General features: G+C 61.9%; 21 protein-coding genes. 13 read left to right on the top strand and 8 right to left on the bottom strand.

What is annotated here, in order from left to right:
• Positions 1-41 precede the first annotated feature (41 nt).
• The 7 genes from FQ668_RS25240 to FQ668_RS25205 all read left to right on the top strand — a co-directional run bounded on the left by FQ668_RS25240 (position 42) and on the right by FQ668_RS25205 (position 6,578).
• The gene (locus FQ668_RS25240) at positions 42-1,049 is read left to right on the top strand and encodes a sulfate ABC transporter substrate-binding protein (protein ID WP_019439107.1); all 1,008 of its coding nucleotides are present in this window, start codon (positions 42-44) and stop codon (positions 1,047-1,049) included.
• A gap of 185 nt (positions 1,050-1,234) precedes the next feature.
• Positions 1,235-2,053 (top strand): sulfate ABC transporter permease subunit CysT, encoded by an 819-nt coding sequence (gene cysT, locus FQ668_RS25230; RefSeq protein ID WP_003248961.1) that lies wholly within the window; start codon positions 1,235-1,237, stop codon positions 2,051-2,053.
• 11 nt (positions 2,054-2,064) lie between these two features.
• Positions 2,065-2,937, top strand: coding sequence for a sulfate ABC transporter permease subunit CysW (cysW, locus tag FQ668_RS25225; RefSeq protein ID WP_010955698.1), 873 nt, complete (start codon positions 2,065-2,067; stop codon positions 2,935-2,937).
• Positions 2,938-2,940: 3 nt separating this feature from the next.
• On the top strand, positions 2,941-3,930 hold the full coding sequence (locus FQ668_RS25220; protein WP_003248965.1) for a sulfate/molybdate ABC transporter ATP-binding protein: 990 nt from the start codon (positions 2,941-2,943) through the stop codon (positions 3,928-3,930).
• Positions 3,931-4,140: 210 nt separating this feature from the next.
• A complete protein-coding gene (locus FQ668_RS25215) occupies positions 4,141-4,722 on the top strand; it encodes an alpha/beta hydrolase (protein WP_014592774.1) in 582 nt (193 codons plus the stop codon).
• A 64-nt stretch (positions 4,723-4,786) separates the two neighbouring features.
• Complete coding sequence (locus FQ668_RS25210; RefSeq protein WP_010955696.1) at positions 4,787-5,617, top strand: sigma 54-interacting transcriptional regulator; 831 nt, start codon at positions 4,787-4,789, stop codon at positions 5,615-5,617.
• A 175-nt stretch (positions 5,618-5,792) separates the two neighbouring features.
• Positions 5,793-6,578 (top strand): MetQ/NlpA family ABC transporter substrate-binding protein, encoded by a 786-nt coding sequence (locus FQ668_RS25205; RefSeq protein ID WP_019439108.1) that lies wholly within the window; start codon positions 5,793-5,795, stop codon positions 6,576-6,578.
• Between the two features lie 209 nt (positions 6,579-6,787).
• Here FQ668_RS25205 and FQ668_RS25200 read toward each other — a convergent pair whose 3' ends face one another.
• A complete protein-coding gene (locus tag FQ668_RS25200) occupies positions 6,788-9,154 on the bottom strand; it encodes a penicillin acylase family protein (protein ID WP_019439109.1) in 2,367 nt (788 codons plus the stop codon).
• Between the two features lie 86 nt (positions 9,155-9,240).
• Here FQ668_RS25200 and FQ668_RS25195 point away from each other — a divergent pair, with 86 nt between their 5' ends.
• Positions 9,241-9,792, top strand: a complete 552-nt coding sequence (locus FQ668_RS25195) for a sugar O-acetyltransferase (RefSeq protein ID WP_019439110.1) — start codon at positions 9,241-9,243, stop codon at positions 9,790-9,792.
• Between the two features lie 37 nt (positions 9,793-9,829).
• Here FQ668_RS25195 and FQ668_RS25190 read toward each other — a convergent pair whose 3' ends face one another.
• The 4 genes from FQ668_RS25190 to FQ668_RS25180 form a co-directional block, all read right to left on the bottom strand.
• Positions 9,830-10,105: a bacteriocin immunity protein gene (locus tag FQ668_RS25190; RefSeq protein ID WP_014592770.1), complete on the bottom strand. Its 276-nt coding sequence runs from the start codon at positions 10,103-10,105 to the stop codon at positions 9,830-9,832.
• Positions 10,102-11,391, bottom strand: coding sequence for an S-type pyocin domain-containing protein (locus FQ668_RS29090; protein ID WP_230678097.1), 1,290 nt, complete (start codon positions 11,389-11,391; stop codon positions 10,102-10,104). The genes FQ668_RS25190 and FQ668_RS29090 overlap by 4 nt, the downstream gene beginning before the upstream one ends.
• Positions 11,392-11,465: 74 nt before the next feature.
• Positions 11,466-12,305 (bottom strand): hypothetical protein, encoded by an 840-nt coding sequence (locus FQ668_RS29085; RefSeq protein ID WP_019439113.1) that lies wholly within the window; start codon positions 12,303-12,305, stop codon positions 11,466-11,468.
• 85 nt (positions 12,306-12,390) lie between these two features.
• Positions 12,391-12,954, bottom strand: a complete 564-nt coding sequence (locus FQ668_RS25180) for a DUF6436 domain-containing protein (RefSeq protein WP_014592768.1) — start codon at positions 12,952-12,954, stop codon at positions 12,391-12,393.
• A gap of 279 nt (positions 12,955-13,233) precedes the next feature.
• On the opposite strand from FQ668_RS25180, the gene FQ668_RS25175 reads away from it, so the two are divergent.
• Complete coding sequence (locus tag FQ668_RS25175; protein WP_014592767.1) at positions 13,234-14,160, top strand: alpha/beta hydrolase; 927 nt, start codon at positions 13,234-13,236, stop codon at positions 14,158-14,160.
• Here FQ668_RS25175 and FQ668_RS25170 read toward each other — a convergent pair whose 3' ends face one another.
• Complete coding sequence (locus tag FQ668_RS25170) at positions 14,161-14,913, bottom strand: DUF2059 domain-containing protein (protein ID WP_014592766.1); 753 nt, start codon at positions 14,911-14,913, stop codon at positions 14,161-14,163.
• Positions 14,914-15,026: 113 nt separating this feature from the next.
• Here FQ668_RS25170 and FQ668_RS25165 point away from each other — a divergent pair, with 113 nt between their 5' ends.
• Together FQ668_RS25165 and FQ668_RS25160 are read left to right on the top strand one after the other, a co-directional pair.
• Positions 15,027-15,659 (top strand): 2OG-Fe(II) oxygenase, encoded by a 633-nt coding sequence (locus FQ668_RS25165; RefSeq protein ID WP_014592765.1) that lies wholly within the window; start codon positions 15,027-15,029, stop codon positions 15,657-15,659.
• Positions 15,646-16,149 carry a DUF523 domain-containing protein gene (locus FQ668_RS25160; protein ID WP_019439115.1) on the top strand — a complete coding sequence of 168 codons (504 nt, stop codon included), beginning with the start codon at positions 15,646-15,648 and terminating at the stop codon, positions 16,147-16,149. The genes FQ668_RS25165 and FQ668_RS25160 overlap by 14 nt, the downstream gene beginning before the upstream one ends.
• A 114-nt stretch (positions 16,150-16,263) precedes the next feature.
• Here FQ668_RS25160 and FQ668_RS25150 read toward each other — a convergent pair whose 3' ends face one another.
• Complete coding sequence (locus tag FQ668_RS25150) at positions 16,264-16,749, bottom strand: transporter substrate-binding domain-containing protein (RefSeq protein WP_014592763.1); 486 nt, start codon at positions 16,747-16,749, stop codon at positions 16,264-16,266.
• Between the two features lie 223 nt (positions 16,750-16,972).
• Here FQ668_RS25150 and FQ668_RS25145 point away from each other — a divergent pair, with 223 nt between their 5' ends.
• Positions 16,973-17,449 carry a DUF4399 domain-containing protein gene (locus tag FQ668_RS25145; RefSeq protein ID WP_014592762.1) on the top strand — a complete coding sequence of 159 codons (477 nt, stop codon included), beginning with the start codon at positions 16,973-16,975 and terminating at the stop codon, positions 17,447-17,449.
• Positions 17,450-17,495: 46 nt separating this feature from the next.
• Here FQ668_RS25145 and serA read toward each other — a convergent pair whose 3' ends face one another.
• On the bottom strand, positions 17,496-18,725 hold the full coding sequence (gene serA / locus FQ668_RS25140; protein WP_014592761.1) for a phosphoglycerate dehydrogenase: 1,230 nt from the start codon (positions 18,723-18,725) through the stop codon (positions 17,496-17,498).
• 171 nt (positions 18,726-18,896) lie between these two features.
• Here serA and FQ668_RS25135 point away from each other — a divergent pair, with 171 nt between their 5' ends.
• Complete coding sequence (locus FQ668_RS25135) at positions 18,897-20,294, top strand: FAD-binding oxidoreductase (protein ID WP_019439116.1); 1,398 nt, start codon at positions 18,897-18,899, stop codon at positions 20,292-20,294.
• Positions 20,295-20,319 lie beyond the last annotated feature (25 nt).

Here is a 20,319-nt window from a genome sequence, read left to right as displayed (position 1 = left end):
AACATCCAAAACTAGAAAAAATGCCAATCGGGAGCTTCACCATGTCCATCCGCCGTTATGCGCTCGCCGCCCTGGCCAGTGCTGTTTTTGCCGGTTCCGCCATCGCCAAGGACTACGAACTGCTCAACGTGTCCTACGACCCGACCCGTGAGCTGTACCAGCAGTACAACGCCGAGTTCATCAAACACTGGCAACAGGCCCACCCGGGTGACAAGGTGAAAATCCAGCAATCCCATGGGGGGTCGGGCAAGCAGGCCCGTGCGGTGATCGACGGCCTGCGCGCCGACGTGGTGACCCTGGCCCTGGCCGGTGACATCGACGAAGTGGCCAAGCTTGGCAAGAACCTGCCCGAGAACTGGCAGACCCGCCTGCCTGACGCCAGCACCCCGTACACCTCGACCATCGTGTTCCTGGTGCGCAAGGGCAACCCGAAAGGCATCAAGGACTGGGGCGACCTGATCAAGAAGGACGTGTCGGTCATCACTCCGAACCCGAAAACCTCCGGCGGTGCACGCTGGAACTTCCTCGCAGCGTGGGCGTACGGCCTGAAGGCCGGCGGTAGCGAAGAGAAGGCCAAGGCCTATGTGCAGGAGCTGTTCAAGCATGTACCGGTGCTGGATACCGGCGCCCGTGGTTCGACCATCACCTTCGTCAACAATGGCCAGGGCGACGTGTTGCTGGCCTGGGAAAACGAAGCCTTCCTGGCCCTGAAGGAAGACGGTGGTGCCGACAAGTTCGACATCGTCGTGCCGTCGCTGTCGATCCTGGCCGAGCCGCCAGTGGCCGTGGTCGACAAGAACGCCGAGAAGAAGGGCAATACCGAGATTGCCACCGAATACCTCAAGCACCTGTACAGCCCGGCCGGGCAGAAGATTGCCGCCGAGAACTTCTACCGCCCGCGTGACGAGAAAGTCGCTGCGGAGTTTGGCAAGCAGTTCCCGAAACTGGACCTGGTGACCATCGACAAGGACTTTGGTGGGTGGAAGACTGCACAACCGAAATTCTTCAATGATGGCGGTGTGTTCGACCAGATCTATCAGGCACAGTAAGGGCCAAAGGAAATCGGGGCCGCGTTGCGGGCCATTCGCGGCACAAGGCCGCTCCCACAAGGAACCATGATCCCCTGTGGGAGCGGCCTTGTGTCGCGAATGGGCTGCCAAGCAGCCCCAGGATTCAAAAGCTTGCACCGGCCCGGGATTGTTTCCGGGCTGAGTGCGTTCAACCAGGGATATTTATGTCGCGTCGTATCTCCCCCGTCATACCCGGCTTCGGGCTGACGCTGGGCTACACCTTGGTGTACCTCAGCCTGATCGTGCTGATACCGCTGGCGGCCATGTTCATCCATGCCTCGCAGCTGACCTTCGAGCAGTTCTGGACCATCATCAGTGCGCCGCGGGTGATCGCTGCGCTCAAGCTGAGCTTCGGCACCGCCCTGTTCGCCGCCATCATCAACGGTGTGATCGGTACCCTGCTGGCCTGGGTGCTGGTGCGTTACACCTTCCCCGGGCGCAAGATCATCGATGCGATGATCGACCTGCCGTTCGCCTTGCCCACCGCGGTTGCCGGTATCGCCCTGACTGCCCTGTACGCGCCGCAGGGCTGGGTCGGCCAGTTCGCCACCGACCTGGGCTTCAAGATCGCCTACACCCCGCTGGGCATCACCCTGGCACTGACCTTCGTGACCCTGCCGTTCGTGGTGCGCACGGTGCAGCCGGTACTGGCCGACATCCCGCGCGAAGTGGAGGAGGCCGCAGCCTGCCTGGGCGCCAAGCCACTGCAGGTGTTCCGCCACATCCTGGCGCCGGCCCTGCTGCCGGCATGGCTCACCGGCTTTGCCCTGGCCTTCGCCCGTGGCGTGGGCGAGTATGGTTCGGTGATCTTCATTGCCGGCAACATGCCGATGAAGACCGAGATCCTGCCGCTGCTGATCATGGTCAAGCTCGACCAGTACGACTACACCGGCGCGACCGCCATCGGCGTGTTGATGCTGGTGGTTTCCTTCATCCTGCTGCTGCTGATCAACCTGCTGCAGCGCCGCATCGAAACCCCTTGAAGGAGGCCGGCATGTCCAGTTCATCCCTGAGTGCAAGTGCCGCAGCCAACGCCGCCCGCCGTGGCAGCGCCACGTCACGGCGTATCCTGATCGGCCTTGGCTGGCTGGTGTTCGCCCTGTTCCTGCTGCTGCCGCTGGTGATCGTGGTATCGCAGGCGCTGAAGAACGGTTTTGGCACCTTCTTCGAGGCGATATTCGAACCCGATGCGTTGTCGGCGCTGAAGCTGACCCTGCTCGCCGTGGTTATCTCGGTGCCGCTCAACCTGGTATTTGGCGTAAGCGCCGCCTGGTGCGTCAGCAAGTACACCTTCCGTGGCAAGAGCATCCTGGTCACCCTGATCGACCTGCCGTTCTCGGTGTCCCCCGTGATCGCCGGCCTGGTCTACGTGCTGATGTTTGGCGCGCAAGGCCTGCTCGGGCCGTGGCTGCAGGACCACGATATCCAGATCGTGTTCGCCCTGCCGGGCATTGTCCTGGCGACCATTTTCGTTACCGTGCCGTTCGTGGCCCGTGAGCTGATCCCGCTGATGCAGGAGCAAGGCACGCAAGAGGAGGAGGCTGCACGGCTGCTCGGTGCCAACGGCTGGCAGATGTTCTGGCACGTGACCCTGCCGAACATCAAATGGGGCCTGATTTACGGCGTGGTGCTGTGTACCGCGCGGGCCATGGGCGAGTTCGGCGCGGTGTCGGTGGTGTCGGGCCACATCCGTGGCGTGACCAACACCTTGCCGCTGCATGTGGAGATCCTCTACAACGAGTACAACCACGTCGCGGCCTTCAGCGTGGCCAGCCTGTTGCTGATCCTGGCGCTCTTCATCCTGCTGCTCAAGCAGTGGAGCGAGAACCGTATTAACCGCCTGCGCCACAGCGCCGCGGAGGAATGATTCATGTCGATCGAAGTTCGTAACGTCAGCAAGCGCTTCAACAGCTTCCAGGCCCTGAACGCTATCAACCTGGACATCAACAGCGGCGAGCTGGTGGCTTTGCTCGGCCCGTCCGGCTGCGGCAAGACCACCCTGCTGCGCATCATTGCCGGCCTGGAAACCCCGGACCAGGGCAACATCGTGTTCCATGGCGAGGACGTTTCCGGCCATGATGTGCGTGACCGTAATGTCGGGTTCGTGTTCCAGCACTACGCGCTATTCCGCCACATGAGCGTGTTCGACAACGTTGCCTTCGGCCTGCGCATGAAGCCCAAGGGCGAGCGCCCGAGCGAGAGCAAGATTGCCGAGAAGGTGCATGAGCTGCTGAACATGGTGCAACTGGACTGGCTGTCCGACCGCTACCCAGAGCAGCTTTCCGGTGGCCAGCGTCAGCGTATCGCCCTGGCCCGCGCCCTGGCGGTGGAGCCGAAGGTGCTGCTGCTGGACGAGCCATTCGGTGCGCTGGATGCCAAGGTGCGCAAGGAGCTGCGTCGCTGGCTGGCGCGGCTGCACGAGGATATCAACCTGACGTCGGTGTTCGTTACCCACGACCAGGAAGAAGCCATGGAAGTAGCCGACCGCATCGTGGTGATGAACAAGGGCGTGATCGAGCAGATCGGCTCGCCGGGTGAGGTGTACGATCAGCCGGCCAACGATTTCGTCTACCACTTCCTTGGTGACTCCAACCGCCTGGCCTTGAGCGAAGGGCATCACGTGCTGTTTCGCCCGCACGAGGTGTCGCTGTCGCGGCACGAGACCGAAGGGCACCATGCGGCCGAGGTGCGCGACATTCGGCCGTTGGGCGCGACCACGCGGGTGACCTTGAAGGTGGAAGGGCAGAGCGAGCTGATCGAGGCCGAGGTGGTGAAAGACCATGACAGCCTGACCGGGTTGGCGCGGGGAGAGACGTTGTTCTTCCGACCGAAGGTTTGGCAGAAGGTGGCGGATATCTGAGTCGCACAAGGAAAAGAGAGCCCGGGCATGGTCCCGGGTTTTTCTTGCCTGAACGTTTGACAGGGCAGCTTTACAGCCTTTTACAAGCGTGTGGCGGTAGCGTACTTGTTATTCCCTATGGATATTAATAAATATCTTCTTATTCCTTTACGAATATTTCGCCCTCCCTATACTTGTCTCCAAGCACGCAAACTTACTGGAGGCGTCCCCATGCGCAATGAGTCGATTCGCTACCTGATTGTGCCGGGTTGGCAAGGATCGCCAGACAACCATTGGCAGAGTCACTGGCAGCGCACCCTGCCCAACAGTGCACGGGTCGAACAGCGAGACTGGCTCACCCCGCAGCGGCAGGACTGGGTGCACGCGCTGGAGCAGGCGATTGCCGCCGAGCGCTCGCCGGTGATCCTGATTGCCCACAGCCTCGGTTGCATCACTGTCGCCCATTGGGCAGCGCAGGCTAGCCCGGCCTTGCTGCGGCAGGTGCGTGGTGCACTGCTGGTGGCGCCGGCAGATGTCGAACGGCCCACTTGCGCACCCGTGCTGCGCAACTTTGCGCCGATCCCTACCGAGGTGCTGCCATTCCCTAGCCAGGTCGTCAGCTCGGACAACGACCCGGCCGTGAACGTGCCACGGGCGCTGTACCTGGCCCAGGCATGGGGCGCCGAAGCGGGTTTGCTGAGCAATGCCGGGCACATCAACGTCAAGTCCGGGCATGAGCGCTGGGAACAAGGCTTCGCCTACCTGTATCGCTTGCAGAGCCGGATCGAGCAGCGCGCACTGCGCCGCGCCTGATCGCCCTTACTGTTCACCCTTTGCCTGACGCCTGGCCATTACGGGCCTGGGGCGGGAGTTCGTCATGACGTTTCAAAACCCGTTCGGCCAGCCGCTGCTGACCTTCCCCGAGCTGGACAAGAGCCCGCTTAGCATTCGTGCCAAGGCGCTGGTGTTCATCGACCCGCGCTCGCAGCAGCTGCGCGAGGACCTTGAGCGCCTGGCGCCACAACCTTTGCCGGTGCTGATCCGTGGCGAAACCGGCACCGGCAAGGAGCTGCTGGCCCGGCAGATCCACCGTACCAGCGACCGTGGAGGGTTGTTCGTGTCCGTCAACTGCGCGGCCATCAGCCCCACCTACGCCGATGCCGAGCTGTTTGGCTATAGCGCCGGCAGCCATGGCGGTACGGCCAGCAGCCGCGCCGGCTGGTTCGGTTCGGCCAGCGGCGGCACCTTGTACCTGGACGAGATTGCCGACTTGCCACTGGCGATCCAGGGCAAGCTGCTGGCGGCCCTGGAAAACCGCGAGGTCACTCGGGTGGGCGCGCAGCAGCCCCAGCCGGTGGATGTGCGTCTGGTAGCCGCCACCAGCATCGACCTGGCCCGTGTGGTGCGTGCAGGGCGCTTCAACGAGCGCCTGTACCAGTATTTGCGCGAGGGGGCGCTGGAGCTGCCGCCGCTGCGCGAGCGGCCGGGCGATATCCTGCCGCTGGCCGAGTACTTCGCGGGCATCTACAGCGTGCGCCTGCAGCGGCCTGTGCCCTTGGTGAGCGAGGCGGCGCAGCGGGTTCTGGAGGGGCATTTCTGGCCCGGCAATACCCGCGAACTGGAGAACGTCATCCACTTTGCCTTGCTGGTCAATGACGGCGAAGAGATCCTGCCAGAAGACCTCGACCTGCCTGACCCCGCGCGTTAGACATCGCTCTTGGGTAAAGAGGCTGATGCCATTCTGTTTTTGGAATAAGCAACTAAGTAAAAGATATTGTTGCGGAATAAAAAATCTGGGTATCGTCCGCCTCACGCCCACTGATGAACCGGTTGGGCACCCGATTCGCCATCGTCGATGGCCCAGATTCAGAACAAGGACCACCATGAAGAAGACCCTGCTGACCACTGCCCTGGCTGCTGCCCTGTCGTTCTCCGGCCTGGCCGCTGCTGCCGAGAAACTGGTGGTTGCCGCTACCCCGGTACCGCACGCCGAAATTCTCGAATTGATCAAGCCGACCCTGGCAAAAGAAGGCGTGGACCTTCAGATCAAGGTCTTCACCGATTACGTGCAGCCGAACGTGCAGGTGGACCAGAAGCGTCTGGACGCCAACTACTTCCAGACCCTGCCGTACCTGCAGAACTTCAACGAAGGTAAGGGCACCCACCTGGAAACCGTGGTGGGTGTGCACGTAGAGCCCTTCGGTGGCTACTCGAAGAAGGTCAAGGCCCTGAGCGAGCTGAAAGAAGGCGCAACCGTTGCCATCCCTAACGAGGGCAGCAACAGCGGCCGCGCGCTGCTGCTGCTGCAGAAGGCCGGCCTGATTACCCTGAAAGACCCAAAGAATGCCCTGGCCACCCCCAAGGACATCGCCGAGAACCCGAAGAAGCTTAAGTTCCGCGAGCTTGAGTCGGCCATGCTGCCCCGTGTGCTGGACCAGGTCGACCTGGACATGATCAACACCAACTATGCCCTGGAAGCTGGCCTGAACCCGGCTAAAGATGCACTGGTGATCGAAGGTGCCGACTCGCCCTACGTGAACTTCCTGGTGGCCCGCCCGGACAACAAGGACAGTGAGGCCATCCAGAAACTGGCCAAGGCCCTGACCAGCCCTGAAGTGAAGGAATTCATTGCCAAGAAGTACCAGGGTGCGGTGCTGCCGGCGTTCTGATGCGCTTGCTTCACCTTGCATGACCCAACGCCGACACCTTTGTGTCGGCGTTTTCATTGCTGGGATCTCTGAAAGCTGGCGCGATCCCTGTGGGAGCGGGTTTACCCGCGAAGAATCCAACGCGGTGCATGGCACCGGCTGCGCCGGTGTTCGCGGCTAAAGCCCCACAGTGCTCGCGCAAACTTTTGGGTTTTGAGCAAGGCAGCCCCTTACGGCCCTGGCACCAATCGCAAGGTACTCTGCGCCGGTATTACCCCCATCTGTGCCTTCTGATACTGCCCCTGCACATACCCTTGGGCCTGGTCCGCGTAATGGCGGTCATACGGCACGCCACTCTGCCCAACCGGGTTGCTGGTCAGCGCCTGCCCGGCATCGACAAAGTCGATCAGCCGCCGCGTCGACGGCCCGTACGTCACCGGCCATGGCGCCGGGCCGATCTTCGCCGAAAGGTTGTTCGGTACTTCATGAGTACCCGGTGCGGCAAACGGCCCAACGTTGAACAGCAGGTTCAGCGGCTTTTTCACCCCAAGCGGATGGTTGTGGGTCAGGGTATGGGCCTTGCCCCATTGCCAGCTGGCTGGGTCCTTGCCGAGGGTGTCGCGCAAGTGGCCAAGGCTCTTCTGCCAGGCTTCGCGCACGATCGAGCTGCGGTCAGTGCGCTGGTTGGCGCCGCGGGTGTTCCACCAGGGCGACTCGGCATCGGCGGCAAGGCGCGGCAGCGCGGCATCGATGGCACGGGTGCTGATCAGCACCGGGAACCAGGTATCGCCCAATTCGTCATGCAACGCGGCATAGGCCAGCTCGTAAAGGAACTGGTTGAACAGCGTGGCGCTGGTTGAGTCCAGTGGATAGTCGCCGCGCCAGGCAGCCAGCTGCTCGACCAGTTCCTTTTCCTCGTCACCCTGGGCGATCTGACGCAACGTCGCTAGCAGCGGTGCCAAGGTGCGCGGGCCGTAATCGCTGGCCGTATCGAGTTGCAGTGCCTGGCTGTTCTGCATGTCCCATTTCACCTCCGGGTTGGCCAGCTGGCGATCAAGCTGGCGGCCGCGGTCGGCGAGGTTGTAGTAGCCGGGTATCGGCACCACTGCGGGTGGCTGGTAGTTGGCCGAGACGATATAACCGCTGGCCGGATTCTCCTGTTGCGGGTTGACGCTGAAGGGGTAAAAGCCGGGTTTGTCGGCCTGGCTGCTGGCGCCGTCGAGGATGAACGCCGGGTTCACACCGTCCGGGCGAATCGGCAGTTTCGCCGCCGCCCACCAGCCGATATCGCCACGGGCATTGGCCCAGACGAAGTTCAGCCCCGGCGCCTGCACCTTGGCAGCCGCTTCGCGCATCTTGCCCAGGGTGTCGGCGCGATTGAGCTGGTAGAAGCCTTCGAGGATCGGGTTCTCGGTTTCGAGGAACGCCCACCACATGGCAATCGGTGTGGCCCCTGCCGTGGCGCCGAGGACTTCGTTGACGATTGGCCCGTGGGGTGAGCGGCGCAGGTTGATGGTGACCGGTTGCTCGCCTTTGATTGCAATCTGCTGCTCGGTCTTTTCCAGTGTGCGCCACTGGCCATCGACCATGACCTGGTCAGCGTTGGCAGGGTTGGTCTTTTCTGCGATCAGGTCGACGTCGTCGTTCTGGAACATGGTCAGGCTCCAGCCGAAGTCACGGTTGTGCCCCAGCATTGCGAACGGGTTCAGCGCCTGGAAGTAGCCATACAGGTTGAAGCCGGGCGCCGAAAGTTCGGCCTCGTACCAGACGGCGGGTACGGCAAAACTGATGTGCGGGTCGCCGGCCAGCAAGGGTTTGCCGCTGCGGGTGCGGCTACCCGCGACCGCCCAGGCGTTGCTGCCTTCGAACTGCGGGATGCCGGCATCGCCCAGCGCCTCATCGCTTAAGCGCGCAAGTGTTTCCAGGCTTTGCCAGTCGGCAGCGGCCAGTGGCGTGCCCAGAGCGCCCTCGGGTTGCCAGCCAAGGTCGAATATTTTCAGGTAGTCAGGCCCTAGCTGGTCGCGGATGTAGGTCAGAGCAGGCTCGGTGCGGAACGCGGCGGCAAAACTGTAGGCCAGGTAGCCGGCGATGCTCAGCGTGTCCTCGGCGGTGAACGGTCGCGGGGTGATGCCGAGCAGGTCGAATTCCGTGGGCTTGGGGTGGCTGGCCTGCCAACTGTTGACCCCGTCGAGGTAGGCTTGCAGGGCCTGCCATGCCGGCGCCTGCGGATCCTGCCGCTTGGCCATCAGCGCGGCCTGCTCGCGTATGCGCAGGCTACGGAACAGGGTGTCGGTGGGCAGCAGCTTGTCGCCGAGCACTTCGGCCAGCTCGCCACGGGCCAGGCGGCGCATGATCTCCATCTGGAACAATCGGTCCTGGGCATGCACGTAGCCCAGTGCGCGGTAAAGGTCCGGCTCGCTCTGTGCCTGCAGGTGAGGCACGCCGCGTGCGTCGTAGCGCACGCTGACCGGCGCTTGCAGGCCGGTAACGGCGACTTCGCCCTCGCGCTGCGGCAGCTTGCCCTGAACGTACCAGTACCCGGAGGCGCCAGCGGCCACGGTGACTACCACCGCCAGCAGGGTCAGGCTGCGCTTCATTCAGACTCCTTGTGCATTCAAACGAAAAATGTGGTCCGATCATCGGCGGATTCGCGAACAGAGCATAGCCCCAGGAAGGAGTTTCCATGTCCCTCAGCGAAAAACACAAAATGCTCACTGGCCAGCTCTACCACGCTGGCTGCCCTGAACTGCAGGCCGAGCAGATCGCCAACAAGCACTGGATGCACCGCTACAACAACAGTGTCGAACTGCTCAACGACGCACGCCACGGGCTGCTTGTGGAGCACTTTGGCCAGGTTGGCGAAGGCGCGGTGATTCGCCCGCCGTTCTATTGCGACTACGGCTACAACATCAGCGTTGGTCGTAATACTTTTATGAACTTCAACTGCGTGATCCTCGACGTGGTGCCGGTGCGTATCGGCGACGACTGCCAGATCGGTCCCAACGTGCAGATCTATACCGCCGACCATCCGCTCGATCCTGAAGTGCGGCGCAGCGGGCTGGAGAGCGGGCGGCCGGTGACCATCGGCAACAACGTGTGGATTGGTGGCGCGGCGATTATCCTGCCGGGGGTGACCATCGGTGATAATGCCATCGTCGGCGCCGGCAGTGTGGTGACCCGGGATGTGCCCGCGGGCGCGACGGTGGTGGGTAACCCGGCGCGGGTGCGAGGGTGATATGAAAAGCCCTGCGGTGTTGGCCGCAGGGCTTAGGTCAGGCGGGTTTGAAGCCGGGTTTGCCGTTGGCGGCGCGCCAGGCTTTTACGCGGTTGACGACGCCTTGGGGAGAGTCATCGGCATCATCACCTGGATAGTAAATGAGATCAGATCCTAGGGGATTCTCGATGATTTCTTCAAATTTGAGTGCCAAGTCGTCCAAGTGTTGTCCAAGGGCTGCCCCCTTCAAGCCTGAGCGATTTTCAAAAAATTCGCCTACAAAGGCCAGAAACTCGCTCTCTGTGAAGTCTTCGATATGATTCTTGCTGATCATTCGCTTCCCCTCTTGTTGTGGTGGTCGATATGTCGGCGGGGTGTCATTACAACAATATTGTCCAAGTCATAGACAGCGCCGCCTTTGGCTATCTCTTCAACATGGTGCAGCTCGAATGTCGCTCGTTTTCCCACGCGCTCTTGGGCGGGAACACGGGGCGCGATACCTTCGGCCATTCTGAGCCGGTTACTTAATGTGAAGTACTGCCTAAGCTCCGGGTCTGCGGCTACTTCAATCCACAATGCCTCCCGAAGCTTATCAAAGCTGGTAAATCGCCGTCCTGTGAGTCTCTGCGCAATGCGCGAAGGAATAGGCGCCGCCCCATGCTGTGAGAATGCATCCTCCAGGAATTTGTCCTGTGTGAGTTGACCGTTTCCACTGGCAACCCCCGGCAAATTCCGTGGGTTGCGCAGCATCACATAGATCGGCGCCAGTCCCGAGTCTGCCGGGAAGACGATGACGTAGTCATCAATGTGCAGGTCGGGCAACCCGGGGAATGTGCGGATATCCGGTTCCGGAGGAGCGATGATGTTGCCCGGCAGGTGCGTCTGCAGGTCCTCGACAATGGTCGCGCCCGGGATGTAGGTGCCCCTCTCGTCGTCGTACTGGCCCAAGGTCGAGGGCGGCGTTGCGGGGTGCCAAAGCAGCGTGGCACCACCCGGGCCTTCCGCGGTAAAGCGATAGGCGCCGTGAGTGGCATCCCACTGAGCCTGGCGCACACGTACGTCACGCAGCACGCCGCTGCCATCAGTGGCTGCCAGGTACAGCTCGGTCTGGTTGCCTTGCGGGACGGCGTTCATCCGCAGCGGCAGCTCAAGGTTCTGGCCGACCTTGCGGTTTGCCTCCAGGGTCAGGTCCGCACCGGGCGTCATCATGGCCAGCGGGACGGTGACGCCCATGCGCTCGCCATCGCCCAGGCGCGTGGCGTAGAGCATCAGTGACGCATACCGAATGGCCGTCAGTGCAGCGCCCGTCAGCAGGCGCTGTGCAGTCTTGCCAATTGACTCGGCGAGGCTCTCCCAGATCAGTTCGAATTCGGCCGTGCCACCGCGCGAGGAACTCAATATCACCGGGTGGCGAGTGCTTGCAGTCCAGGCGTTGAAGGTAATCGGGGTATTGCTGGGTGTGTGACCCGAGAGCGCCGCGAGTACTGCCTGCTCGTCGAAAGCCGCTTGCAGGGCGATGTCCGCCTGGTCTCGCAGCTGCCTGGCAGTCGTTGCATCGGTAGATGACGTACTTGCATGCTCGGCTGCTTGAGCTTGCACCTGAGCTTGCAGGGCGAGCAACTCTGGCCGTCGATCTGCAGAGGTGCCAACTGCTATGACTCGCAGGGCGAAATCGATGCGGTGAGCTTCGACCTCTAACAGGCTATGAAGCCTGCCCCAGGTAGAGTAGGCCTGCACCAGCCGCGCTCGCGCCCTGAGCAGGCCGGAGGTTTCTGTACCAGTTCGCGGCTGTGCTCCAGTGCCGCTTCCTCGGCAATGTCCTCATGCAGGTGGCGGGTGAAGGCAGTGAGCAAGTCCTGCAGTGCACTGCGCGCTATTTGGAACTCATGGCTGGCAGCAAGGATGCGGACCAGTGCTTGCTCGGTCTGATAGAGCGTTTGATCGATCTTCCGGTTGTTACTTTCTTTTAATCTGGCTGCGGACAACGCACTTCGAAGTCGATGCTGGCGCTGTATCAACTCGCTGCTTTGCTGCTCTAGCAACTTGGCCTCGAACGCGGCCCGGTAGGATGCGAGCCACGCGGTGCGTGGATCTGCTGGCCCGTTGGGGGCGCGGGTGACAGCCAGGAACTCCTGAAAGGAGCGATGCTCCGGGGCTTTGCCATAGAAGCTGTTGGCTTGTTGGCGGGCAGCTTCCAGGCGTGGCCCAAGCTGCGTCTGAAGCTGGCTGATCGCCGCGATTCTTCGCTCGATTGCCTGGACTTCGCTCAGGCCGGCCAGCGAGCCGGCTTGAGCGAGAATGGCCTGGTCGAGATCCTGGTCAAGTGCGGCCTGGCGCTGCTCATGGGCTTGCTTGACCTGCCGCTTGTCGTTTTCGATCTGTGGAATCAGATCGATGACGAGGCTGCCTGGACGGAAGCTGGATACCAGCTGATAAGGTATGCGGTTGTGGCCCCAGAAAACGCCAGGGACGAAGATCGGGCGCGTGCCGTGGACATGGCTATCGGGCAGCTCGGTGAAGCCTTGTGGTGACATACAGTTTCTCCATTGATCTGTATGTCGCTACGGTAAAAATCCTCCCATGGGTCGAAGCTGTAGATATCTATGGGGTACCCACTATCTACCAAGGGCAGTAGCACCCTATTGCCAAGGTATTGGTTGCCTGCACCGGACGGCCTTCAAGCAAGGCCTTGATGATAGGCTCCACGAAACTGTTGCTGGCGTTGCACACCGCACCTTCGCTGTAGGGGCCGAAGTAGGCCAGGTTGCCTTGCCGGTCCCAGATGGCCACGGCCGGAGAGGCAGGCAGGTGCTCGCTGCCGGGCAGGTGGGTGATGGGTTGCAAGCTGCCGATATTGGCCGGTAGCTGGCCGTGGCTGCCGGGCTTTTGCAGCACGTGGAAGGTAACGTCGTGGCCTGCAAACTGGCTGATAAGGTCGCCCAGGTGCTGTTGGTTGCCGACGTTGCATGGGCAGGCCGGGTCCCAGAAATGCACCACGCGGATCGGGCCAGTACCGGCCAGCTCGGCAGGTAGCTGTAACTGGCTGCCGTCGAACAGCGTGGCCTGGTTGTCGAACGGGCGCAGGTAGCGAGCCTGAAAGGCGCTGTAGGCCTGCCAGAGGATTACGGCGCCGACCAACAAGGCGATGACCGTGCACAGCGGTTTGATGATTCGGCTATTCATGAAGAGTCGGTGGCCCTTGTGGAAGCAACTGTCTTGCTCAATTTCTAAAAGCTGGCGCGATCCCCGTGGGAGCGGCCTTGCGTCGCGAAAGGGCCGCGCAGCGGCCCCAGGTCTCGGCATCATGCATAGATCGCTGGGGCCGCTTTGCGGCCCTTTCGCGACACAAGGCCGCTCCCACAATTAGTTCGATGCTGGTTGTTCGAGGTGAGCAAGCTTGCCATGGCGCCGGCCAGAGCTGAAGATTCCAGATCAATACTTGCATCAATGTGGATGTACCCGATGCCCCCTGCCTTTCACCCCGACCGCCTGCGCACAAGCCTGGCGCCGTTCACCACTCGCCAGCCACTGTCGGCACAAGCGCAGGACTACCAGCGCTTCTATGGCCTGGACCTGCCGGCACACAGCTGGCTGGGCGGCTTCCAGGCGGCGGGGTTCGACCTGGTCGGGCAGGCCTGGCTACCCGACCAGCCCAGCGCGACGTTGTTCCTGCTGCACGGCTATTACGACCACATGGGCCTCTACCAGCATGTGATTGCGTGGGCACTCAAGCAAGGTTTTGCGGTGATCAGTTGCGACCTGCCCGGCCACGGCCTGTCCAGCGGCGAGCGGGCCAGCATCAATGACTTTGCGGTGTACCAGCAGGTGCTGGAGGCCTTGTTCGAACAGGCGCACACGCTGCAACTGCCGCACCCGTGGCATCTTTGTGGGCAGAGCACGGGGGGGGCGATTGCCGTGGACCATCTGCTGCACCAGGGCGCACGCAGCCCCGTCGATGGCCAGGTCATCCTGCTGGCCCCGCTGGTGCGGCCAAGTTCCTGGCGTTGGTCGAAGTTCAGTTATTGCGTGCTGCGCCACTTCGTCAATGGCATCGAACGGCGCTTCAGTGAGAACACCAACGACCCGGCCTTCCTGCCGTTCCTGGAGGCCGACCCGCTGCAACCGCGTCGCCTGCCAACGGCCTGGGTGGGCGCACTGATTGCCTGGGTCAAACGCATCGAGGCTGCGCCGCGTAGTGCGCGTCGGCCATTGATCGTGCAGGGGGAGGCGGATGGCACGGTGGACTGGCCCCACAACCTCGAAGTGCTCAAGGCCAAGTTTGCCGAGCCACAGATCCTGATGCTGCCCGAAGCCCGTCACCACCTGGCCAACGAGTTGCCGGGCATCCGCCAGCGCTACTTCGACTTCATCGACCAGCGCCTGGGCTGATCACTTCAGGTCGTTGGTGCTCTGGCCAACCGCCAGGCCGGCACGTACAGCGGCCAGGGCCGCCTGGTAGTAAGCCTTGCCCTCGGGCGACTCGGCAAAGGTGGCGAACGCTTCCAGCTCGGCATCGGACAGGTCGCGGTAGACGTACAACAGGGTGTTGTTCAGGTCTTCGCCAATCTGCCCCATCAACCGCTGGCGCTGGCCATCCAGCAGGCTCTGGGCCTGGCCGCCGCTGAACAGGCCGGGGATCATCGAGCTGAGGCTGTCGGCGGCTACACCGGCAATGGCAAGGCTGACTTCGGCGCCGGCTTCCCGCGCAGGCAGGGCTTGGGCCAGGTGGCCGATGATCAGCAGACGATCGTCGCTGGCCTGGATCTTGGGCAGGCCTTTGGCGTTCTTGGCCAGTTCGTCCTTGCGGGTGGCCTTGAGCTCGGCCGCCACCACTTTGCGCCCCAGCGGCGACTGGAAGAAGGCCAGGGCTGGTGCCGGGTCGGCCAGGGTGGCGCGCAGCTTTGCCTGGGCGCGACGGTCCACCGCCTGGGCCTGGAAGCGCTGGTTGCTGTTGTTGACCAGCGCCTGGTACACGGCGGGTGGCAAACTGTTGCGGTAGCGCTCCTGGGCAGCGGTCAGGGCATCGTTGAAGTGGGCGCGCTGGTCGGGCCAGCCGGCAGCCTTGTACAGTTGATTCAGGTTGTCTGCCCAGACAGGCATGGTGCAGATCATCAGCAGAATCAGGGAAAACAGACGGCGCATTCAGGACTCCTGTCGGCAGGTGGCTATTGTCCTTGGCCCGGCGCCGGTTTGTCGAGATATCCGCGTGTTTCTCGGCCAAGTGGCGCTGTGCGGCGACAGGGCGAATGGATATGATGCGCGCCATGCACATATCCCCTGAACACCCGATGCTTGCGGCCGTCGTCGACGATCTGGCCACCCATGGCTGGTCCCAGCAGGCGCAATTTCTGCCTGCCGACCTGGTGCGCGCACTTGCAGCCGAGTGCCGGCGCCGTGATGCCGAAGGCGAACTCAACCCCGCAGGGGTTGGGCGGGGAGCTGCCCAGGAGGTGCGCGAAACCATTCGCGGTGACCAGATCCAGTGGGTCGACCCGGGGCAGGCCGAGGCCTGCGACCAGTACCTGGCGGCCATGGATCAGCTGCGCCTGGCAATCAACCAAGGCCTTTTCCTGGGCCTGGAAGACTTTGAATGCCACTTTGCCCTGTATCCATCGGGGGCGTTCTATCGCCGGCACCTGGACCGCTTCCGCGACGATGACCGGCGCATGGTCTCGGCGGTGCTTTACCTCAATGAAGGCTGGCAACCGCATGACGGTGGCCAGTTGCGCATGTTCCTGGCCAACGGTGTCGAGCACGATGTCGAGCCAGTGGCCGGTTGCCTGGTGGTATTCCTGTCGGGCGAAGTGCCTCACGAAGTACTGCCGGCCGGGCGTGAGCGGCTGTCATTGACCGGCTGGTTCAGGCGGCGTGGCAATGACCCGTTCTGATAGGCCCAAGGTGCTGGTGAGCGCCTGCCTGTTGGGGCAGCCAGTTCGCTATGACGGCCGGGCCAGCGGCCATCCCGATTTGTTGCAGCAGTGGCAGGCCGAAGGGCGCGTGGTGCCGTTGTGCCCCGAGGTAGCAGGCGGCTTGCCGACACCGCGGCCGCCAGCGGAGATACCGGGCGGGCAGGGTAGCGCAGTGCTCGATGGCGACACGCAGGTGCTGACAGTGACGGGCGAAGATGTCAGTGCCGAGTTTCTGGCCGGGGCGCGGCTGGCGCTGGAGCTGGTGCGCCGGCATGGCATCCGCGTGGCGGTGCTGAAGTCTGGCAGCCCTTCGTGTGGCAACCGGTTGACCTATGACGGCACCTTCAGTGGTGTGAAAGTGGCGGGGGAAGGGGTAACCACGGCGCTGCTGCGGCGGGCGGGGGTGCAGGTGTTCAGCGAGCTGGAACTGGACCAGGCGCAGCGGGCTTTGGCTGATATATCTGTTTGAACCTGTACCGGCCCTTTCGCGGGTGAACCCGCTCCTACAGGGACCGCACTGTACCCAAGGCCTGTAGGAGCGGGTTTACCCGCGAAGAGGCCGGTACAGGTTGCAAAGAAGACCTCACTGCGCAGCAGTCTCCTGCACACCCTTGAACCACTTCTGCTCAAGCTCGGCAGTCCGGCCACTGTCTTTCAAACGCTGCAACGCATTGTTTACGGCACTTTCAAAAGCCGGGTTGTCCTTCTGAAACGGGATCACCAGCTTCTTCTCGCCAATCGGCAGGCTCACATCGAGCGGGCCGTCGCCTGTGAGCGATTCACTCGACGGAGCGAATGCGATGTCGTACTTGCCACTCTCGACACCCGCCAGCACTTCGGTCGCCGGGGCCTCGACGAACTCGGCGCGCAAGTCCAGTTCCTTGGCCAGGGCCTGGCCAAATTCGATGTCGAAACCTGTCAGGTGGTCGTCTTGTTTGAAGGCGTATGGCGAGTTCTCGGCCTGTACGGCAATGCGCAGTTCGCCCCGGTCGGCGATTTCGTCGATCAGCTCCGCCTGAGCCAATGGACTGATCAGTACTGCCAGCAGTACCCCTATGGTCGAACGCATGTATGCCCCTTTTCTTTTAGCAGTTTGAAATCGATCGCCACGGCTTTCTTCCTCGCCGTGATCGAGCGCAGCCTATGACCTTCAAGCCTCGGCATTGTTTAACCCTGACGGAAATATTTCTGTCAGGCAATGTGAACACCTTGGCGGTTATTTCAACTAAGGTGAACTACCGCCGCTTTTGGATGACAGGCTGCGGTCAATAAGTGAACCACAGGAGAAGTGAATGAACAGCCTATTTTCGCGTGCTGCCGTTGCCGGTCTGCTGATGGGGGCGTCGGTGTTCGCCAGTGCTGCAGACGCCCTGAAGAGCCAGGAGCCGCCCAAGGAGGCGAAGGTCTTCATCGTTTCCCCCGCCGATGGTGCCACGGTCGACAAGACCTTCACCGTCAAGTTCGGTATCGAGGGTATGGGCCTCAAGCCTGCGGGCGATCAAACCCCTCACACCGGGCACCACCACCTGCTGGTGGATGTCGACAAAGAGCCGGTTGCTGACATGCCGCTGCCTACCAGCCTGATGCCAGAGGCCGGCGTCGCACTGCCGGCGGGGCCGCAAGTACTGCACTTCGGCAAGGCACAGACCGAAACCAGCATTACCCTGACCCCGGGCAAGCACACCCTGCAACTGATTCTGGGTGACCAGTATCATGTGCCGTTCAAGCCTAGCGTCGAGTCGAAGAAGATCACGGTTGAAGTGAAATAAAAAAGGGAGGCCACCAGGGCCTCCCTTTTTCATACCGCCAGCGACCTTAGAACAGGACGCGCGAACGGATGGTGCCTTTGACCTGTTGCAGTTTTTCCTGCGCCAGGTCCGAGTACTCGGCGTCAACGTCGATTACCACGTAACCGACTTTCTCGTTGGTCTGCAGGAACTGACCGGAGATGTTGATACCGTTCTCAGCGAAGACCTTGTTGATCTCGCTGAGCACGCCCGGGATGTTTTCGTGAATGTGCAGCAGACGGTGTTTGCCTGGGTGTGCTGGCAGGGCCACTTCCGGGAAGTTGACCGAGGACACCGAAGTACCGTTGTCGCTGTACTTGACCAGTTTCTCGGCCACTTCCAGGCCGATGTTGGCCTGGGCTTCGGCGGTGGAACCACCAATGTGCGGCGTCAGGATCACGTTGTCGAGGCCGCGCAGCGGGCTTTCGAACTCTTCGTCGTTGGAGCGTGGCTCGACCGGGAACACGTCGATGGCGGCGCCGATCAGGTGCTTGTCCTTGATGGCAGCGGCCAGGTGGTCCAGCTCGACCACGGTGCCACGGGCGGCGTTGATCAGGATCGCGCCCTTCTTCATCGAGCGGATTTCCTTCTCGCCGATCATCCACTGGGTGGATGGCAGCTCAGGCACGTGCAGCGAGACGATGTCAGCCAGGCCCAGCAGCTCGTTCAGGCTGGTGACCTGCACGGCGTTGCCCAGTGGCAGCTTGGTCAGCGGGTCGAAGAAGTACACCTGCATGCCCATGTTCTCAGCCAGTACCGAAAGCTGGGTACCAATCGAGCCGTAGCCGACGATGCCCAGTTTCTTGCCGCGGATTTCGAACGAGTTGGCCGCGCTCTTGATCCAGCCGCCACGGTGGCAGGAGGCGTTCTTCTCAGGGATGCCGCGCAGCAGCAGGATGGCTTCGGCCAGTACCAGCTCGGCGACCGAGCGGGTGTTGGAGTATGGCGCGTTGAACACGGCGATACCGCGCTCGCGGGCAGCTTCCAGGTCAACCTGGTTGGTACCGATGCAGAAGCAGCCAACAGCGACCAGTTTCTTGGCGCAGTCGAAGATCTCTTCGGTGAGCTGGGTACGCGAACGGATGCCGATGAAGTGGGCATCGGCGATCTTTTCCTTCAGCTCGGCTTCCGGCAACGAACCAGTGAGGTATTCGATGTTGGTGTAGCCGGCGGCCTTGAGGGTATCGACCGCGTTCTGGTGCACACCTTCAAGAAGAAGGAACCGGATCTTGCTCTTGTCGAGAGAAGTCTTGCTCATCTGCGTAAACCTGTATCCCGGAGATAAATTGGCGAGGGGTGATGCCAGGCGCGAGGGCAGCCTTAGCATGAACAGCGGGAGGGCTATGCTAGCATACGCGACACAATCTGAGCTTATCCCGACAGGTGAAGAGTGCTCAGGGTGACCATGAATAAGTCGAGAGTTCCAGCGATGACCCATCCCGCTGTTATTGAAGAACTGATGACCCTTGTCGACCCTGGCAAGGTCCTGACTGACCCGGTTTCCCTCGAAGCGTATGGCAAGGACTGGACCAAGCATTACCCGCCTGCGCCCAGCGCCATCGTCTTTCCCAAAACGGTAGAACAGGTGCAAGCCATTGTGCACTGGGCCAATGCGCACAAGGTGGCGCTGGTGCCCTCTGGCGGGCGCACCGGGCTTTCTGCCGGCGCCGTGGCGGCCAATGGCGAGGTTGTCGTCGCCTTCGACTACATGAACCAGATCCTTGGCTTCAATGCTTTCGACCGTACTGTGGTTTGCCAGCCAGGGGTCGTCACCCGCCAGCTGCAAACCTACGCCGAAGAGCAAGGCCTTTATTACCCGGTGGACTTCGCTTCCAGCGGTTCCAGCCAGATTGGCGGCAATATCGGTACCAATGCCGGCGGGATCAAGGTGATTCGTTACGGTATGACCCGCAATTGGGTGGCCGGACTGAAAGTGATCACCGGCAAGGGCGAGTTGCTGGAGCTGAACAAAGACCTGATCAAGAACGCCACCGGCTACGACCTGCGCCAGCTGTTCATCGGTGCCGAGGGCACGTTGGGCTTCGTTGTCGAGGCCACCATGCGCCTGGACCGCGCACCGCGCAACCTCACCGCCATGGTGCTGGGCACACCGGACTTCGACTCGATCATGCCGGTGCTGCACGCCTTCCAGGGCAAACTGGACCTGACCGCTTTCGAGTTCTTCTCCGACAAGGGGTTGGCCAAGATCCTCGCCCGCGGCGATGTGCCTGCGCCCTTCGCGACGGATTGCCCGTTCTATGCGCTGCTGGAGTTCGAGGCCAGCACTGAAGACGTGGCCAACGAAGCATTGGCTACCTTCGAGCATTGCGTCGAGCAGGGTTGGGTGCTGGATGGGGTGATGAGCCAGAGCGAAACCCAGCTGAAAAACCTGTGGAAGCTGCGCGAGTACCTGTCGGAAACCATCTCGCACTGGACACCGTACAAGAACGACATTTCCGTCACCGTCTCGAAAGTGCCTGCGTTCCTGCGCGACATCGACGCCATCGTCTCAGCGCATTACCCGGACTATGAAGTGGTGTGGTACGGCCATATTGGTGACGGCAACCTGCACCTGAACATCCTCAAGCCTGAGCATATGAGCAAGGACGACTTCTTCGCTTCGTGTGCCAAGGTCAACAAGTGGGTGTTCGAGATCGTCGAGCGTTACAACGGGTCGATTTCTGCCGAGCATGGCGTGGGCATGACCAAGCGTGACTACCTGGGCTACAGCCGCTCCCCCGAAGAAATCGCCTGCATGAAGGCAATAAAGGCCGTGTTCGACCCTAACGGCATCATGAATCCGGGTAAGATCTTCGCACCTGAATAAAAAGCAGTATCCAGAAGGAGTCGGC

Source organism: Pseudomonas sp. Kh14, assembly GCF_900291005.1.
Taxonomy (GTDB): domain Bacteria; phylum Pseudomonadota; class Gammaproteobacteria; order Pseudomonadales; family Pseudomonadaceae; genus Aquipseudomonas; species Aquipseudomonas alloputida.
This window is presented reverse-complemented; position numbering and strand designations above follow the sequence as displayed.

What these genes read in the sequence shown, in the direction of transcription:
- FQ668_RS25240 (WP_019439107.1), top strand. Translation starts at nt 42, where the DNA reads ATGTCCATCCGCCGTTATGCGCTCGCCGCCCTGGCCAGTGCTGTTTTT.
- cysT (WP_003248961.1), top strand. Translation starts at nt 1,235, where the DNA reads ATGTCGCGTCGTATCTCCCCCGTCATACCCGGCTTCGGGCTGACGCTG.
- cysW (WP_010955698.1), top strand. Translation starts at nt 2,065, where the DNA reads ATGTCCAGTTCATCCCTGAGTGCAAGTGCCGCAGCCAACGCCGCCCGC.
- FQ668_RS25220 (WP_003248965.1), top strand. Translation starts at nt 2,941, where the DNA reads ATGTCGATCGAAGTTCGTAACGTCAGCAAGCGCTTCAACAGCTTCCAG.
- FQ668_RS25215 (WP_014592774.1), top strand. Translation starts at nt 4,141, where the DNA reads ATGCGCAATGAGTCGATTCGCTACCTGATTGTGCCGGGTTGGCAAGGA.
- FQ668_RS25210 (WP_010955696.1), top strand. Translation starts at nt 4,787, where the DNA reads ATGACGTTTCAAAACCCGTTCGGCCAGCCGCTGCTGACCTTCCCCGAG.
- FQ668_RS25205 (WP_019439108.1), top strand. Translation starts at nt 5,793, where the DNA reads ATGAAGAAGACCCTGCTGACCACTGCCCTGGCTGCTGCCCTGTCGTTC.
- FQ668_RS25200 (WP_019439109.1), bottom strand. Translation starts at nt 9,154, where the DNA reads ATGAAGCGCAGCCTGACCCTGCTGGCGGTGGTAGTCACCGTGGCCGCT.
- FQ668_RS25195 (WP_019439110.1), top strand. Translation starts at nt 9,241, where the DNA reads ATGTCCCTCAGCGAAAAACACAAAATGCTCACTGGCCAGCTCTACCAC.
- FQ668_RS25190 (WP_014592770.1), bottom strand. Translation starts at nt 10,105, where the DNA reads ATGATCAGCAAGAATCATATCGAAGACTTCACAGAGAGCGAGTTTCTG.
- FQ668_RS29085 (WP_019439113.1), bottom strand. Translation starts at nt 12,305, where the DNA reads ATGTCACCACAAGGCTTCACCGAGCTGCCCGATAGCCATGTCCACGGC.
- FQ668_RS25180 (WP_014592768.1), bottom strand. Translation starts at nt 12,954, where the DNA reads ATGAATAGCCGAATCATCAAACCGCTGTGCACGGTCATCGCCTTGTTG.
- FQ668_RS25175 (WP_014592767.1), top strand. Translation starts at nt 13,234, where the DNA reads ATGCCCCCTGCCTTTCACCCCGACCGCCTGCGCACAAGCCTGGCGCCG.
- FQ668_RS25170 (WP_014592766.1), bottom strand. Translation starts at nt 14,913, where the DNA reads ATGCGCCGTCTGTTTTCCCTGATTCTGCTGATGATCTGCACCATGCCT.
- FQ668_RS25165 (WP_014592765.1), top strand. Translation starts at nt 15,027, where the DNA reads ATGCGCGCCATGCACATATCCCCTGAACACCCGATGCTTGCGGCCGTC.
- FQ668_RS25160 (WP_019439115.1), top strand. Translation starts at nt 15,646, where the DNA reads ATGACCCGTTCTGATAGGCCCAAGGTGCTGGTGAGCGCCTGCCTGTTG.
- FQ668_RS25150 (WP_014592763.1), bottom strand. Translation starts at nt 16,749, where the DNA reads ATGCGTTCGACCATAGGGGTACTGCTGGCAGTACTGATCAGTCCATTG.
- FQ668_RS25145 (WP_014592762.1), top strand. Translation starts at nt 16,973, where the DNA reads ATGAACAGCCTATTTTCGCGTGCTGCCGTTGCCGGTCTGCTGATGGGG.
- serA (WP_014592761.1), bottom strand. Translation starts at nt 18,725, where the DNA reads ATGAGCAAGACTTCTCTCGACAAGAGCAAGATCCGGTTCCTTCTTCTT.
- FQ668_RS25135 (WP_019439116.1), top strand. Translation starts at nt 18,897, where the DNA reads ATGACCCATCCCGCTGTTATTGAAGAACTGATGACCCTTGTCGACCCT.